General features: G+C 58.4%; 13 protein-coding genes. 11 read left to right on the top strand and 2 right to left on the bottom strand.

The features are described 5' to 3' along the window. The first annotated feature begins 61 nt into the window (after window positions 1-61). From ACYAF3_RS03265 to ACYAF3_RS03225, 9 genes are all read left to right on the top strand, one after another. On the top strand, window positions 62-691 hold the full coding sequence (locus ACYAF3_RS03265) for a helix-turn-helix domain-containing protein (RefSeq protein ID WP_010792096.1): 630 nt from the start codon (window positions 62-64) through the stop codon (window positions 689-691). 29 nt (window positions 692-720) lie between these two features. Beyond that, window positions 721-1,530, top strand: a complete 810-nt coding sequence (locus ACYAF3_RS03260) for a ubiquinol-cytochrome C chaperone family protein (protein ID WP_003119448.1) — start codon at window positions 721-723, stop codon at window positions 1,528-1,530. A gap of 43 nt (window positions 1,531-1,573) precedes the next feature. After that, window positions 1,574-1,717: a hypothetical protein gene (locus tag ACYAF3_RS03255; RefSeq protein WP_003159615.1), complete on the top strand. Its 144-nt coding sequence runs from the start codon at window positions 1,574-1,576 to the stop codon at window positions 1,715-1,717. Between the two features lie 149 nt (window positions 1,718-1,866). After that, window positions 1,867-2,637, top strand: coding sequence for a YaaW family protein (locus tag ACYAF3_RS03250; protein ID WP_003124228.1), 771 nt, complete (start codon window positions 1,867-1,869; stop codon window positions 2,635-2,637). Next, the gene (locus tag ACYAF3_RS03245; RefSeq protein ID WP_031756404.1) at window positions 2,630-3,583 is read left to right on the top strand and encodes a hypothetical protein; all 954 of its coding nucleotides are present in this window, start codon (window positions 2,630-2,632) and stop codon (window positions 3,581-3,583) included. Before ACYAF3_RS03250 ends, ACYAF3_RS03245 begins: the two co-directional genes overlap by 8 nt. 249 nt (window positions 3,584-3,832) lie before the next feature. Continuing rightward, window positions 3,833-4,861, top strand: a complete 1,029-nt coding sequence (locus tag ACYAF3_RS03240; RefSeq protein WP_003158594.1) for a radical SAM family protein — start codon at window positions 3,833-3,835, stop codon at window positions 4,859-4,861. Beyond that, window positions 4,858-5,724: a histidinol-phosphatase gene (locus tag ACYAF3_RS03235; RefSeq protein WP_003119453.1), complete on the top strand. Its 867-nt coding sequence runs from the start codon at window positions 4,858-4,860 to the stop codon at window positions 5,722-5,724. The genes ACYAF3_RS03240 and ACYAF3_RS03235 overlap by 4 nt, the downstream gene beginning before the upstream one ends. Window positions 5,725-5,729: 5 nt before the next feature. Continuing rightward, the gene (locus ACYAF3_RS03230; protein WP_031640407.1) at window positions 5,730-6,851 is read left to right on the top strand and encodes a hypothetical protein; all 1,122 of its coding nucleotides are present in this window, start codon (window positions 5,730-5,732) and stop codon (window positions 6,849-6,851) included. Window positions 6,852-6,913: 62 nt separating this feature from the next. Beyond that, the gene (locus ACYAF3_RS03225; RefSeq protein ID WP_049251364.1) at window positions 6,914-7,648 is read left to right on the top strand and encodes a glycosyltransferase family 32 protein; all 735 of its coding nucleotides are present in this window, start codon (window positions 6,914-6,916) and stop codon (window positions 7,646-7,648) included. Here the strand turns inward: ACYAF3_RS03225 and ACYAF3_RS03220 are convergent. Both ACYAF3_RS03220 and ACYAF3_RS03215 read right to left on the bottom strand, forming a co-directional pair. Continuing rightward, on the bottom strand, window positions 7,603-9,132 hold the full coding sequence (locus ACYAF3_RS03220) for a glycosyltransferase family 9 protein (RefSeq protein ID WP_016851952.1): 1,530 nt from the start codon (window positions 9,130-9,132) through the stop codon (window positions 7,603-7,605). The genes ACYAF3_RS03225 and ACYAF3_RS03220 overlap by 46 nt on opposite strands. A 263-nt stretch (window positions 9,133-9,395) precedes the next feature. Beyond that, on the bottom strand, window positions 9,396-10,523 hold the full coding sequence (locus tag ACYAF3_RS03215) for a hypothetical protein (RefSeq protein ID WP_031756406.1): 1,128 nt from the start codon (window positions 10,521-10,523) through the stop codon (window positions 9,396-9,398). A gap of 322 nt (window positions 10,524-10,845) precedes the next feature. On the opposite strand from ACYAF3_RS03215, the gene ACYAF3_RS03210 reads away from it, so the two are divergent. Next, window positions 10,846-12,327 carry a sigma-54 interaction domain-containing protein gene (locus ACYAF3_RS03210; protein ID WP_003158589.1) on the top strand — a complete coding sequence of 494 codons (1,482 nt, stop codon included), beginning with the start codon at window positions 10,846-10,848 and terminating at the stop codon, window positions 12,325-12,327. 50 nt (window positions 12,328-12,377) lie between these two features. Then, window positions 12,378-15,758 (top strand): DEAD/DEAH box helicase family protein, encoded by a 3,381-nt coding sequence (locus tag ACYAF3_RS03205; RefSeq protein WP_059303280.1) that lies wholly within the window; start codon window positions 12,378-12,380, stop codon window positions 15,756-15,758. Window position 15,759: the final 1 nt, after the last annotated feature.

The following is a 15,759-nucleotide window of genomic DNA, read 5'->3' as shown; positions in this document are numbered from 1 at the left end:
TAGGCTGGTAATGGCGCATCGCCATGCATAATCTTTCGTCATCACAACACGGAAGATCGCCATGGATAGAAGCTCGCCAGATGGACCCCTTATGCCGTTGGGGCGGTACTTCAGTGACAACCTCAGCGCCGTGCTGGCGGTTGCTGGCAAGGAGCGTGAGAACCGCACGGTAGGCTCGCCAGGGCCGATGACCGCAACCCAGATTCACCGGAAAACGGGCGTCGCCCGCAGCACGCTACGTGCACTGAAGTCACAGCGCGGCGAAAGTGCCGCCAATCCTGACCTCGACACGCTCGATCGCCTCGCCGCTGCATTGGGTGTTCCTCCTGCTTTCCTGCTCATGCGGCCGCAGGACTGGTTCGCGCTGGGCCAAGCACTGGGCGCCAGCGGTGACTATCTGGCCGCCGCCATGAAACTGCATAGCGCCGGCCAACTGGACAACGGAAGCCCGGTCGAGAAGGTGTTGCGCGAATGCAAGGTTCACCCTGATGCCCGACCGATGGGTGTTGGTTCATCTCCAGAGGTTGCACGTGCCAACGCAAGGGATGAATGGCGCCGGCGTAGCTGCCTCAAGTTCGGTGCCCTGATGCTTCGTCCAGGTCGTGCCCACCAATCTCGTGTTGCACTCGCCGCGATAGCAGGTGCGTTGGTGAGCGCCAGCACGCCGAACGATCCGAACATCGACGACTAAAACGTCGAGCAATCAATAGGAATCGCAGTATGGCAATCATTCACGACGCCGACTTAGCGGACGTGCTATTGAGCGCAAGCTCAGACGATATCAGGCTGCTGATCGACGTCATCACGGACAACGGCAACGGACGGATCTCCTTGTCCTCCTCGGTGTGCCGCCAACTGAGCGCGGCGAAGGAGGGTGTGGTCGGCGAGTTCGAGCGCGGCATGGTCGCCGAAGAACTCATGCGTTTTGGAGGCAACTCGTTGATGAACCTGTTCCGGGGCGGCAGCGGCGTGCCTTACAAGGAACTGCTGAGCGATGTTGCCTCTCACGTGGGTGTCTCGAAGGAAAGTACGGGCGACTGCGCACGCATGGAAATGGCCATCATCACCAAGGTGTTCGAACAGTCGATTGGCCGCATGAGCGAGGAAGACAAGGCGACCTTTTTCGAATCACTGGGGACAAGCTACAGATCTGGCATGGGGCCGGTTGCGCTGGCAGCACTGATAGCCAGCCTGAGCGCTTCCGGTATGACCTCCTATGGATTGGCCGCAATGGTGGCCAGCGCAACGATGAGCAGCCTGGTCGGCCGGGGTGTCGCGCTTGCTGGGGGAGCAACCTTGGGCAGGGGACTGTCGGTGCTCACAGGGCCCGTTGGCTGGGCGATCGCCGGCATCTGGACGGCCTTCGACTTGGCCAGCCCTGCTTACCGGGTAACGCTGCCGTGCGTTATCCAGATCGGTCACATGCGCCAGAAAATGCTGCTCAAGCCCGAATGCCCCGGCTGCCGCGCATCGGTCAGCCCAGGCAGCAACTTCTGTGGCAATTGCGGTACGCGGCTGGTCGATCGCTGACCGCATTCCCTTCACGAGTAAACACTGACCTGAGGAGCTTCTCATGAACCCTACGATCTCCCCGTTGGAGTTCCTGCTGACCAACGTTATCTGTTTCGCCGCTGGTGCCGTCGTGGTTGTCGCGCTGCAGATGGCGGGCAAAGCGGCCTATGCCGCAGGGAAACGCAGCTCAAATGCTCATGCGTGATGTTCCGATGATGTGTGCCAGGTGAGCAGAGAAAACGATAAAGGATTAGCTATGTACGGTAATGAGTATGCGAGCCGACCGGTTGTGTTGACCTATAGAGTGAGGCTGATCAGTCGGGACGCTTACCAGCAGGACAAGGAGTCGCTGTAGTGACTAGCAACGATATCAGCAATACCCGTCAGCTTCTGGAGCGTGTCAGCAACGATGATCTGGAGCCTCTGGTGGAATACATCCTCAAGGCCCGAACCGAGTCCTTGTCGAAGCAAGTGGACTTCAAGCGCTGGCACCCGGAACACCGCCGTTATGCCAGTGCAATCCTTGATGAGCTGCGTTTGTTCGGTGGCAACAGTTTCGCCAACCTGTGGCGCAAGAGCGGGCCTTCCTACACCGAGGTGGTGCGAGATGTTGCCGGTAAGCTCAAGGTCAAGGGTGTTGGCTCGATGGAGCTCATCGAGCTGGAGGAGGCGATGGTGCAGTCGATCCTACGTCAGGCGTTGGAGAAGTCGTCGGGCGAGGATCGTCGCGAGCTGGAAGAGATTCTGCGCGAGGCGGGACTCGACAAGACCAAGATGACGGCTCTGCTGAATGGTTCGGCACTGAGTGGGCTGGTGGTGCCGGCCGTAGCACGGATGATCCTCTATCGCACTTCGACGGTAATCGTGAATTCGATGGCCCAGCAGTTGCTTGGGCACGGGCTGCGCAGTGCGGTGGTCGCTGGGGGAACCTTTGCCGGCGGTCGTGCCGTCGCCGCGCTGGCTGGGCCGGTCGGCTGGGTCATAGCCGGTGTCTGGACCGCCGTGGATCTGGCTGGGCCTGCCTACCGGGTCACCATTCCTTGCGTATTGCATATCGCCATGCTGCGTCTCAAGGCTCGTGCCGAGGCAGCGACCGATTTCATGAATGGAGCTTTCGATGGCTGAGCTAAATGTGATCTTCGATGTTCCGGAGGCGATTGCCGAGGGGCTGAAAAACGGTGTTTACGAACGTATCGGTGGCGTCATCCGCAGAGTAGGTGACAAGCAGATCGTGATGTGGTTGCAGGAAGGTGTTCTGCTGGAACGCGATACGGCCGAGCAACTGCTCAAACAGGGGGCCGAGCAGGTCCAGTTGCTGCGCCAGCAGGCTGAGCAGCTGCAGCTGCTCGGTGTACAGCAGCAGATGATCATGGGGCTGCAGGTGGCCAATCTGGCCGTTAGTGTCGCTGGCTTTGCGCTAACGCTTTACAAGTTACAGGGTATCGAGAACAAGCTTAAACACATGGATGGCAAGCTCGATGACATCCGGCAGGGTGTGGAGTGGCTGGATGCCAGACAGATGATTGGCCGACTGGCCCCTCTGCATGCCTCCCTGCAGCATCTACGCGAAGCCGGGCTGTATCGCAACACCACACTGATGCATCAGCAACTGGGTATTGCCAGCAGCCAGCTCGCAGAGAGCCACAGTTATTTTGGCGGGCTGCTGCAGCATGTGGGTGACCGTGCGCTTGAGTATCTACAGCCTGGTGAGTTTGGGGCCGCTTACCGTGGGTGGGTGATGTCGGCTCAGGGGCGGGTACAGGTGCTGGCTCGGCTAGGTGAAATGGATGTGGCTGCGCAGCTCGCCAATGACTTCAAGGAGCGTCACGCTGGGTTCGGTCGGCAGCTGCAGCAGAGCCTGAGCAATCCAGCGCTGCGCCTCAGGGCGGGTCGGCAGGGCGAGACCAATCATGCTCGTTTGCTGAATATCGCTGAGCAGGCTGTCGGTGCGCACGAGATCATCCGCGGTAACGTAATGCAGTTGGAGTTCATGCGCGATGAGCAACTGGATCTACCGGTTCTCAATAGCCCGGCAGGATATCAAGGGTTGGCGTTCTGCCGAGTGGGCTGATTGGCTGCGATGGTAATGCCCCAATTGGCAGATTACCTGTAGCAGCCTGCCGTACAAGAGCAGCGGATACTGCTCCACCTCATTTATCCGCACTCGGTGCAGATCCCGCAATTGCAGGTCAACGTCCCGTACTGAGGTTGGCCTGCCTCCCTCTTTGCATTCCTAGCGCGGGCCTTCATGGCCAACGCTGCACTTCCTTCAGGACAGTTGCCTGCGCTGCTGGCGCGAGGCTTTATGGAGTCATCGGACATGGATCTCCAAGGTCATCTGCTTTACATCGACATCACCCAGATTTGTGGAATCGGCTGTGCCTTCTGTATGTACGCCGACAAGCACAAGGCGGGCATCAGCATGGAGCTATCAACGTTGGCGCGGGAAAACCTCGCCCGGTTGATCAATGCCCCAGAGGTCAAGCGCATCTCCGTCAGTGGCGAAGGCGAGCCGCTCAACAACGCCAAAGTGTTCCACGAGATCCTCGGATTGTCCGAAGGTGGCAAGTGCTTCGAATTCATCACTAGTGGGTTCTACCCACATGACAAGATGGCGGACTTCTATGACGCCACCAATCGCATCGTCTCGGGCAATGGCGACACCTGTAACATCCGCCTGAGCGCCGACAGCCACCATATCGAGAAGGTCAAATGGCGGGCTCATGGCTTCAGTCTGGACTATCTGAGGCGCCGGCGGCCGTCCGGGCTGAGCTTCTCGTTCCGTTCGATCGACACCGATCGCGACTTCACTCGCGAGTATCTGAAGTCCGAGCTGGCTCGCTGGGGAGTAGAGGCAACCATCGAGCCGCGGAGTGTGCTGGAAGACGTCCTGGTTGCGGGTGGTGAGTGCTTCGGCATCGACTACAAGAACCTGGTGCACCCCGCTCCTGGAATCGCCCCGGGTTATCTAGACATGCAGGGGTACATCGAGGCGATCGAGTCCAAAGTCAACAAACGCTTCACTTTCGGCAGTCTGAACAAGCCGCCGCAGGCTAACGGTTTGGATGTCACGGTGAAGCCTAGTGGTGACTTGTACTTGTACGGTATCGAGAACCAGCGCCTAGGCAACATCCACTTTGATCGGGTCGACTGGCAACGGTTGGTCGCCCACGTGCGGGAGACACCGTTGACCCGAGCACTCTATACGCACCCCTTGACCGAGTTGCTGGCGCGCCTGGAGAGCACCGACCTGCTGCGTTCGATCATTGCCAAGGCGAACAACCCCTACTGGCTGGTGAAGGAGCTGGCAGGTCATGCCGGGTTGCTCGAACAATGGGAGGTTGCATGATCGACTCACACAGCCACACCTCTTATTCGAAGCATGCAACCGGCACCGTCGATGAATTGGTTCGCGCCTCGATCGCTGCCGGCGTGACCATCCTAACCATCACCGACCACGCGCCATTCCCCGTGGATACGGACAATCGTCTGCTCGCGTCCGAACTTGATCGCTATTTCGCCGACATCGAGCGGGCGCGGAAGATCTACCAGGGGCAGATCACCATCCTGTGCGGCCTGGAACTCGACTACATGCCTGGCACCGATGCCTTCAATCGCGAGCTGCTTACTCGTTACCCGATGGACTTCGTAATCGGCTCGATTCATTACGTGGAAATTCCAGACGAAACCATGGTGAAGGTATGGGAGCTGCCGCGCCTGGCCGGGCAGACGTTCCTGGACCGCTACTTCGCCAACCTCGAAGGGCTGTTGGACAGTGGGCTGTTCGATGCCGTAGGGCACGCCGACACTCTGCTGCGTGGCGTACCGGAAGACATTTTCCTGCGCCGTTTCGAACCTTTGCTGGCACCGCTCACCCGAAGCGGTATTGCCTTCGAGCTCAATGCCTCAGGCCTTCGAAAGTCGAGCCTGGATCCTGCAACGGGGAGGGAGGTTCAGGGCTTGTGGTCTTATCCGTCTCGGGAATTGGTGGCGCAGCTCATCGCACACGAAGTGCCCTTCACGGTTGGGTCCGATACCCATGACCCGAGTGACGCCGGCTGTGGCATTGCCGAACTGCTCACGGCCCTGCGGCCTTTGGGGCTGAAACGCATTAGTTACTACGAGAGGCGCCGACGAATCGATGTCGCCCTCGACAGCCTGCCGTTGCTGGGCACGCCAGCAACTTTGACAGAAGGACTTGAACGGCCTTGAACATGATGACCCCCGAAAAATCACTGCTTTGGTCCGAGGTGCTTAAGAGGCCGGTTGATGTCCAATTGGCGATGTTTCGTCAGGCTTCCGCTCAGCCCTGTGCTGATGATGTGAAGACAGGTTTCCGCGCGTTCGCCGCCGACCTGTTTGCACGTAAACTGGTCAGCATGGCCGAGTATGTTTCGATTTTTGGCGGCACTGCCCTTAACTGCCTTACACCTGCCGGGTCGGGGTTATTCCGCGACATGGCCACGGGCACCGATGCCACAGCATTGGCCGGGATCTACAGCCGTGCAAAATACGGCAGTGTGGGTGATATCCAGTATCTCGCACGACAATTGATCGACTACCTCTGTGGCGAGCTGGATAGGTCAGATTCGCAATGGTCATGCCTGTTCCGGAACGCCAAGGCCTGTGGTGACAACGTGGTGATGATGACCACTGGTTGGCGTAACGTGCCGTCCACGGCGAACGTGCTCTATGAGATCGTGGTCGAGGAGGTCAACGTCAAATTGGCGCATTTGGCGTTGCCGACCATCATCAACGTCAAGCTACCCAGGATTGCGCCACCCTGCGAGGACTACGCCAGCCTCAGCACCGAGGAGCGGGAGCACGTCAATCTGGTTCAGGACCACGTCATTCCGGCTGAAAACTTCTATCGTTGGAGCGGTGTGCATGTGATCTTCGGCGACGATGTGTTGGTTACCGGATCTACTGCCGACAAAGTGCTTTATGAATCCATGAATAACGGTGCAAAGTCGTTCCGCGCAATCTATCCGGTGGCGATCGATCCCCGGGTGGCGCTGGGCGACGCCTCGGTTGAGGATCGGCTGAATAGTGTGGTGGTCGAGCAACGGCTGGACGATACAGTTGCGGAGCTGCTGTCTGCGCGGGACTACCAACCTATCTTGCGCACTCTTCGCCTGTTGTTCGGGGAGGGAAACCGAGAGTCTCTCGCCGCTTTCTTACCGAAGGTGCCTGCACCGACCTGGTTGCGCTTGTACAAGTCTGCCTTGGGAAATGAGTTTCTAGGTCAGGTGCAATGCGCACCCTCCTTGGTGTTGCTCCGGGATTACCTGACAGATGCCGGGTTGCTGAGTGCTGATGGCAGAGCGATTCACCCGTGAACAGCTGCCTTCATGGTTCCGTGCGATATGTGAGCTATTGGGAAAATGCCCCAGGGCAGGTCATGCCAGCCTATGTCGCGCTGGCATTGGTCTCGATGCGTAGAGCCCTGGGTGAGCGCTTTCAATTGCTTACACCGCGGTCGGTCCAGGGCCTGATCGACCCTCGAATCCTTGGTAAACCATGGTCCTTTGAACCATTGCCATTCACCCTGGCGGAGGGGATCGAGGCCATAGTTGCCAAGAGCGACTTCATCCGCATGGCCTTCGTCCATCAACATGGAGGCGCGTGGGTGGATGCGGACACACTGTTCTTGCGCGACCCAACCAGCTCGCTGTTTCCGGCAGGCCTTAGTTATAAGCTGCATTGGCATAGTGAATGTATTTTCGCGTCCCAGCCGGGAAACCCCCTGCTTGCCCGGGCGTTGTCTACTGGATTGGAAGGAGGTGCCCATGCGTGGGGTAATCCTGGGCGTATCAAGGACATCGTGGCGCAATCTGCTGACGAGTTGGTGCCTATTGCCGGAAATGTCATCGACCCCGGCTACCGTCCACGGTACAACTTCGCAAGCTGTGAGGTGATGCGTCGCCAGGATGTGAACGTTGCAGATTTTCTGGTGAGAGATGCAGCCATGCTCAAGCTCTACAACACCTACTTTCGGCGTACGGCCAAGCGTATGGAGTCTATTGAAGAGTTTCTCTCTGGCGGTACCTTGCTGGCCAAATTGTTCCTGCACATAGAGGCTGATCGTGGCTATTGGCTAGGAGAGAGCGAGCGGCTGATGGGCGCCGTTAGTTGATCTGGGGGTGTCAGCGTTACAGCGCTTGCGCGCAGATGAATCTGACACTCACGGACCTCGCTCAGGTTTAACTGCTGGGCTATCACCTCATGAACAGTCGGTGTGCCGCGGTGAGGGGAGGCGTGGGCAACGTACAACCATGCGGGCACGCGCGTTGGTAATGGGCCGAACTCGAGCTCAATGCGTACCAGGTCGAATACTTCAGTTGTCCGTCCGCTCGGGGTCCAGGCGAGCGGAGCTGTGCGATGGTCGGGCTGCGCCACTTCGAGAGGACATTCGAGCTCCAAGTTTATGGTCCCGGGGTGACAGTCTGCGACCTCGGGGAAGTCCTTGCTGATCAGTGGCAACTGGCGAGCGAGGGTTCCCTGCGCGACGCCCAGACCGGGCACTATCCGCGCTCTGAGCGAATGGAGTTGCTCAGTTTTGGGTGTAGTGGCCAACAACTCGTGAAGGTTGTCCAACAGAGCTTCTATTGAGAACGCATTCATGTCCTTCTTGCCGGTGCGCCGAATCTGACCAGTGTGTTGCTGGCTATAGACGACCCGAGTCAAAGGAGAAGGTGGGGGCAGCCACGGGTTGGCTTGTCCAGCCATGGCTGGGTAGATTGCCACCAGCTTTGTTTCTAGGCCGACCGCCATGTGAACGATTGCCGTGTCGACACTGACCACGACCTGTGCGCAGCGGATGTACCCGGCGGCATCCTTGGGGGATGCCAACCCATGGACGACGCGCACGTTGCGTCTAGCCGCCGCGACTTCCATACGCAGCGCATCTTCTTGGGTCTCGGGGCTGCATAGGATGCCGACAGACCGGGTTGGATAAGCATCGGCGATGGCGTGCAGCAAACTCACGGATCGGTCGAAGGCTAAGCTTTTGTCTGGGCGGCTGGCGTAGGGATTGAATAGGATTCTCGGGGCGGAGGTGGCGTTCGGCATCGTGTCAGGAAGGGGAACGATGTACTTCCTATCGACCATGCGTGCACCCAAGTCCATAAGCACGCGTCGGTAGCGCTCGGCCATGTCGAGACCGGCAGTTGTTTCACCGAACTTGCGATTGACGCAGCGTAAACGGTCATCGAAGGAGTACACGCGGGCCGGGCGCAGCAATCGCAGAAACAGGATCTCCGCAGGCTGGATTCTCCCTACCAGATGCACCACGACATCGACCTGTCCAAGCTGCTGCGCTAGGTGGAGAAGTTCGAGCACTCCAGGATTGGCGTTTGTGATCACGACCTGATCCACACCAAAGTCCAGCGCGTGCATCTGGGCAAGCTCTTCGACCGTCAGCACGGTCACCCGGGCATTGAGTCTGCGAGCCTCACGAAAGAAGAAAGACGAAACGATCGAGTCACCCAGTTTGGCATCCCAACGGGGTACGAGAATGTGCAGGCTTTCTTTCGCGCTTCTGGGCTTTGGCAGCCTGTCGGCCAGGAGACGAAATACCACGCGCGCGACTACTCGGCGAAAATCCCGCAGGAATGACATGTTGCTCAGATGCTCGATTTTCTATGAGGGCTGGGATTAGAAAGCCAGCCTTCTTGTAGCTGCAAACCTCTCCACCACAGTAGCGACTGCTCTGGGTCGAGCGTTACGGCTAAAGCGGCTCTCGATGCAGTATTCATCGGGTTGGAGCGCGTGTCCCTTTTTCGGATTGCCGGGCTGGAGGGGGCATGTAGTGGCCTATCACGAGACTGTCTGGAACGGATGGACCACTACGTTTACTTGCTTTGGGTAATGGGGCTGTCTCGTCAGCAATGATTCTGAGCGCGCAGCACGCGAATCAGATGCTCCACGATTCTTCCTGCAGAGATATTCAGGTCCGTACTTTTACCGTCAGAGGGAGGCGCCCCATACTCGCTAGAGACGATATCTTGCAGACACAGCATTTCTGGGAGTCGGGCCCGGATCGGCGTACATGGCGCCGTAAACGACAGCAGAATGCAAAGGATAACCTTCTCGCGCAATGTGCCTCGTGGACGGTGGTCTCCGGACCTGGCCATGGCCTCGAATAGCTTATGCAGGAAGCAGGACAGGTGGAAAAGCTCATCCTCGCTCAAGGGATTCCGTCGGCTGACGGAGACGCTGACATTGCAGTTGAAGCGCGCATCCTTGCTTATGGGGGGGAGCATTTGCCCAGGGTTTAGGAACTCGTTTACGACTTCGAGTACGTCGGCTTGCAGGCCCTCTACAACAAAGTCGAAGCATTCTGCTCCGCCTGTTTCATCCTCAAGGGGTTGGCTGTGGCGCATGGTGATCGGTGGCGCAGCGGGGGCGCGCAGCGACCCATCTCGTAAGACCACGTCGGTCCAAATGCCGAAGGACTCTAGGGAGTTCAGTGCAGTCAGAATGACTTCGACTATTTGCTGGCGATAGTTTCTGTTCAGCTGTCCTGGGTAGTCGAAGATCGCTCCTTCAATTTCCTTGATCTCCCAAAGAATGCGATGCAAAGGGGCGGTTGTTTCCCGGTACCAGTGATGAAGAGCTCGTGCGAAACCAGGCTCTTGCTCAGCCGAGGCCCCATATCTCTGGAGTTGCTTCAGATCGGCCAGCTCTTGCTGTGCAGCTTTGATCACGGTTAGTAGCTGTCTTTCCCGTGACTTTATGCTTTTGGCCAGCTCGCTGCCGGCAGCGAGATTGCTGATCCTCGTTTGTCCTGCAACCGACTCATCGAAGCGGGCAACCGGCAAGCGTATACCCTGCCCCAGCAGTTGATCGCACCAGCTAGCGAACGTCATGTCTTGCGCAGTTCCGGCTGGAATCGTGCCCCTAAGCGCACTGTCAAGCTGGGTTTCTTCCAGCGCGGAAAAATCAGCCAAGACACCATATTTGCTCAGAACACTTAGTTGCGCGGCCCTGACTTTCTGTTTCAGCTCCAACGATTGCACTCCATGGCGGGCTCTTTGACACGGCAGGGCTCCCTGCCAGCTTGATGTGAGCATGCCAGTTGGTCTGGCAAACTGCCAGCATCGACGGCAACATCTCCTTTTGACGGATCGTGTTCCCTTTGCTGGCCCGTGCCGGATTGACGCATCCGCTTTCCATGGGGGAGTGCGAGGAGTTCTACCTGCGCCTCTGCACAGCCGACAGTGGACAAAGACCCCAGTGGGTCAATGGTTTAATATCCGCGACGCGAATCGCAGCACAATTTGCTCCTGTCTGGGGTAGCAGCCAGGAGTTTGAGTCGGGAGTACAGGGACAGTGTCGAAGAAGCCGCGGGTATTGACTTGCTGGGTAGGGGGGAACGATCTCAAAGCTGTTAACGACAGCGAGGTCGGGCCGATTTTGTCGACCCTGCGGGTTGCGTCCTTTGATCGTGTCGAGCTGCTTTGCTCTTACCCTGTCGAGCGTGTTGAGCCCTATCTGGCATGGCTGCGCGAGCGTGTCGATATACCGGTCGAGGCTCATTACGAATCTCTGAGCTCCCCAGTCCACTTCGGGGAAATCTACCAGGCCGCCAACAAGCATCTGGAGCGCTTGTCCGCTTCCCGCGCTGATCTTTCGATTCTGCTCAGCCCTGGTACTCCCGCCATGCAGGCAGTGTGGATACTCCTCGGCAAGACCCGCTACCCGGCAACCTTCTATCAATCCTCCCTCGAACAAGGCGTACAGCAGGTTGAGGTGCCATTCGAAATAGCGGCCGAGTACGTGCCTGCCGCCAATAGCATCACTAGCGCCAAGCTACTGGAGCTTGCGGGGCAAAACATTCCTGGCAACGCAGCCTTCGACAGCATAGTCACGCGGAGTGAACGCATGATGATGCTTAAGGCTCAAGCGCAGGTCTTGGCGCAGAAGCAGGTTCCGGTGTTGATCTACGGTGAAACCGGAACCGGGAAGGAGCTATTTGCACGAGCTATCCACAACGCCGGTCCACGTGCTGGGGCCCGCTTCATTCCGGTCAACTGCGGGGCTATTGCGCCCGAGCTCATCGACTCCACATTGTTCGGCCATAGAAAAGGTGCATTCACCGGGGCGGTGGAGAATCGAGATGGCGTGTTCCAGCAGGCGCATGGAGGCACTCTATTTCTGGATGAATTTGGTGAGCTGAAGCCGGACGTGCAGGTTCGACTTTTGCGCGTTCTCCAAGAAGGCACGTTCACGCCAGTCGGGGGGACGCAGGAGCTAAAGGTTGATGTGCGGTTGATCACGGCTACCCATCGAAATCTGATGCAGGAAGTGGCTCATGGGTGTTTCCGTGAGGACTTGTTCTACCGGGTCGCCGTCGGGGTTCTTCATCTACCGCCCCTGCGAGAGCGTGAAGGGGATCTGCTCTTGCTGGCAGATGCGCTGCTAGAAGTCCTCGCTAAGCAAGATGCCTCGCTGACTGGTAAGAAACTTTCCGCTGAAGCAAAAAAACTTATTCTGAGACATCCCTGGCGTGGCAACGTCCGGGAGCTTCAGTCCACATTGCTTCGATCTGCCTTGTGGTGCCAGGGCAGTGCTATCGGCGCGGAGGATATTGAGCAGGCGCTGTTCCAACTTCCCTTGGAGCAAGTCGACGTAATGGCGCGTGATGTTTCACAAGGCATTGATTTACAAGAGATTGTGGCTGAGGTTGCAGGGCATTACCTGCATAAGGCGCTCACTCTCACCGGGCACAACAAGACTCGCGCCGCCAGCCTGTTAGGCCTCAAAAGCCAGCAGACGCTGAGCAATTGGATGGACAAATACGGCATCGAGTAAAAACTTGGCACGGTCCTAGCTCTAGGACTGGCATGGACAGAATCGCCTATATGAAATCAGTCAATTTCGAGTTCCTCCGCCCCGGCAACGAACTGCTGGCTAACCTCGCTGGTCTGGCTGAGGCCGTACTGCATATCGACCCGGGCAGTGCATTGACGCGTCTGCGAAGCTTCGCCGAGGAGCTGACCAAAGCCATCTACAAGGAAGAGCTGCTGCCCCGCATGCCGCAGTCAACTTTCTACGACCTGGTTAAAAACTCGGTGTTCACGGATTGCGTCAGCAAGCCTCTGGTTCACCAGATCAACTTCCTGCGTATCCAGGGCAATGACACCGCTCACGGTGCGGAAGGTGACCTGCGCAATGCACAGCTGGCACTGAAGACTGCCCATCAGCTGGCCATGTATATGGCCATCAAGTACTACGGCACTGCGCAGGCCGATATTCCGCCCTTTGCCGAGGTGCAGGATCCGACCGCGACCCTCGCCAGCCTGCAGAAGACCGTCTCCAGCTACGAGAAGGAACTCAATCAGCAGCAGGAAGAGCTGCAGCGCGTCATGGAGAAGCTGGACCAGGAGCGCACCCGCAATCTCGACAAGCTGGAGCCGCCGGCTAAGCCTGACCAGCAGAAGCGTCAGCAGCAGAGCCAGATGGTCGCTGACAGCCTGCAATGGAACGAGGCCAAGACTCGTACCCTGCTGATCGATGCCATGCTTCTGCAGGCCGGCTGGGATGTCAGCAACCCCGCTCAGGTCGGTCAGGAGGTGGAGGTCGACTTCCCGGATAACACCTCCGGCAAGGGGCGTGCGGATTACGTGCTATGGGGGGACAACGGCCAGCCGCTGGCCGTGATCGAAGCCAAGAAATCCGGTAATGTCAGCCTGCAGGCCGGGCGCGAGCAGGCCCGCATGTACGCCGACGGCTTCGAGCGTATGGGCATGCAGCGTCCGGTGATCTTTTACAGCAATGGCTACGAAACCTTTATCTGGGACGACCAGCAGTACAACACCTACCGTCCCGTCTACGGCCTCTACAGCAAGGACAGCCTCGAATACCTGATCTACCAGCGCCAGTACCGCATTGCCGAGGTTGAAAAACACAACCCCGAGCTGAGCATTGCTGATCGCCCCTACCAGATCGAAGCGATCAAGACTGTCGCCGCTCACTTCCAAAAGCAGCGCCGCAAGGCCCTGATCATCCAGGCTACCGGCACCGGCAAAACCCGTGTGGCCATCGCCCTGGCCGAGTTGCTTCTGCGCACAAGTTGGGCCAAGCGCGTACTGTTCTTGTGTGATCGCAAGGAACTGCGGGTACAGGCCGATGATGCCTTCAAGCAGAACCTGCCCAGCGAACCACGCTGCGTGATTGGTGAAACCAACAAGGTCGACCGGACCGCGCGCATCTATATCGCTACCTACCCGGGCATGATGAACCGCTTCGCCCAGCTCGACGTGGGCTTCTTCGACCTGATCATTGCCGACGAAAGCCACCGCAGCATCTACAACAAATACCGCGACCTGTTCGACTACTTCGATGCGTTGCAAGTGGGCCTGACCGCGACGCCAGTGAAGTTCATCAGCCGCAACACCTTCGACATGTTCGACTGTGAAACCACCGACCCCACCTTCGAGTTCGGGCTGGATGCCGCCATCAACAACGAACCGCCCTACCTGGTGCCGTTCCGCGTACGCGACCTCACCACCGATTTTCTGCGTGGTGGCATCCATTACAACGACCTGAGCGATGAGCAGAAGCGTCAGCTCGAAGAAGATCTCGGCGAAGAGGAGGCCAAGCGCACTACCATTGCCGGCAAGGACATCGGCCGCAAGATCTTCAGTGAAGACACCGACCGCATCATCCTGGAAAACCTGATCAACAACGGTATCAAGGACGAAACCGGCTCACTGGTCGGCAAGACCATCATCTTTGCCCAGCGCCAGGAGCACGCCGAGCACCTGGAAGAGCTCTTCTGCAAGCTTTACCCGCAATACGGCAGCAAGGTCTGCAAGGTCATCCACAACGCCATTCCGCACGTGGACACCCTGATCAAGGAATTCAAGAAGCCGGACAACGACTTCCGCATCGCCATCTCGGTGGACATGCTCGACACCGGCATCGATGTGCCCGAAGTGGTCAACCTGGTATTCGCCAAGCCGGTCAAGTCCTGGGTCAAGTTCTGGCAGATGATTGGCCGTGGCACGCGCCTGCGCCCCAACCTGTTCGGCCCAGGCAAGGACAAGAGTGAATTCCTCATCTTCGACCACTACGGCAACTTCGACTACTTCGAGCAGGAGTATCAGGAGCCGGAGGACACTGGCGGCAAATCCCTCCTGCAAACCACCTTCGAGGCACGCGTGGAGCTGGCCCAGGCAGCGCTCAAGCACAACCATGCAGTCGCCTTCGATACCGCCATCGAGCTACTGCGGGCGGACATCAACGACTTGCCGGACACCAGCGTGGCCGTGAAGCGCGAGCTGCGTGTTGTGCATCAGTTGCAGCAAACCGCGCTGCTGAAACAGTTCGATGCCAAAACCCAGCACCTGCTGATGGACAGTATCGCCCCACTGATGTCGGCCCGGGTGCTGCGCGACAAACATGCCACCGCGCTGGACAAGCTGATCGCAGGCATCCAGCGCTGCCTGGTCGAGCAGGCCAGTTGCTTTGAGGATGGCAAGATCACCCTACTGGCCGAAGTGGGCAAGCTCGCCGTTAACATTCAGGCCGTGCGGCAGAAGGATGCCGTGATCGCTGAGGTGCGCAGCGCCGAGTTCTGGCAACAACCCAGCATCGGCAAGCTGGAACATGCCCGCCAGGAGCTGCGTGGCATCATGAAGTACCGCCAGACCGACACCGGGCCTGGCTATGGCGTAGACACCACGCGAACCGCGGATGGCAACGTCCAGGGCGAAGAGCGTGTGGTGTATATCGCTGGCGCCAACGAAGCGATGATCTACCGCCGCCGCCTCAAGGACATTCTTGACGGCATGCTGGCCGCCAATCCAACCCTGCAGAAAATCCACAAGGGCGAGCCGATTGCCGAGCCAGAACTGAAGACGCTCACCTCGACCATCCTCACCAGCCATCCGGGCGTCAGCCTGGAAGTGCTCAACGAGTTCTACGGCCGTACCGCGGATCAGCTGCACCTTACCGTGCGCGAGATCATTGGCCTGGATGCGCAAGCCATCGAGGAGCATTTCAAGAGCTTCCTCCATGCCCACCCCAGCCTCACCGCCCAGCAGGTTCGCTTCATGAATCTGCTGAAGAACTACATCGCGCAACACGGCAGCATTGTCGTGGAGAAACTCTACGAGCCGCCGTTCGACAGTATTTCCCACGAGGGTATCGACGGCGTCTTCGCCCCCGAGGATGTCGGCGAGTTGGTCGCCGTGCTCAAGCCCTTCCTGCGCGGGGATGTCCCGCCAAGCAGTCACTAGG

It is taken from the genome of Pseudomonas sp. TZ252, from assembly GCF_056110345.1.
Note: the sequence above shows the minus strand (reverse complement) of the source record. Positions and strands in the feature narration are given on the sequence as shown.

Excerpts from the sequence above, each read along its gene's own strand:
- ACYAF3_RS03265 (WP_010792096.1), top strand. The coding sequence starts at position 62 with ATGGATAGAAGCTCGCCAGATGGACCCCTTATGCCGTTGGGGCGGTAC.
- ACYAF3_RS03260 (WP_003119448.1), top strand. The coding sequence starts at position 721 with ATGGCAATCATTCACGACGCCGACTTAGCGGACGTGCTATTGAGCGCA.
- ACYAF3_RS03255 (WP_003159615.1), top strand. The coding sequence starts at position 1,574 with ATGAACCCTACGATCTCCCCGTTGGAGTTCCTGCTGACCAACGTTATC.
- ACYAF3_RS03245 (WP_031756404.1), top strand. The coding sequence starts at position 2,630 with ATGGCTGAGCTAAATGTGATCTTCGATGTTCCGGAGGCGATTGCCGAG.
- ACYAF3_RS03240 (WP_003158594.1), top strand. The coding sequence starts at position 3,833 with ATGGATCTCCAAGGTCATCTGCTTTACATCGACATCACCCAGATTTGT.
- ACYAF3_RS03235 (WP_003119453.1), top strand. The coding sequence starts at position 4,858 with ATGATCGACTCACACAGCCACACCTCTTATTCGAAGCATGCAACCGGC.
- ACYAF3_RS03230 (WP_031640407.1), top strand. The coding sequence starts at position 5,730 with ATGACCCCCGAAAAATCACTGCTTTGGTCCGAGGTGCTTAAGAGGCCG.
- ACYAF3_RS03225 (WP_049251364.1), top strand. The coding sequence starts at position 6,914 with ATGCCAGCCTATGTCGCGCTGGCATTGGTCTCGATGCGTAGAGCCCTG.
- ACYAF3_RS03220 (WP_016851952.1), bottom strand. The coding sequence starts at position 9,132 with ATGTCATTCCTGCGGGATTTTCGCCGAGTAGTCGCGCGCGTGGTATTT.
- ACYAF3_RS03205 (WP_059303280.1), top strand. The coding sequence starts at position 12,378 with ATGAAATCAGTCAATTTCGAGTTCCTCCGCCCCGGCAACGAACTGCTG.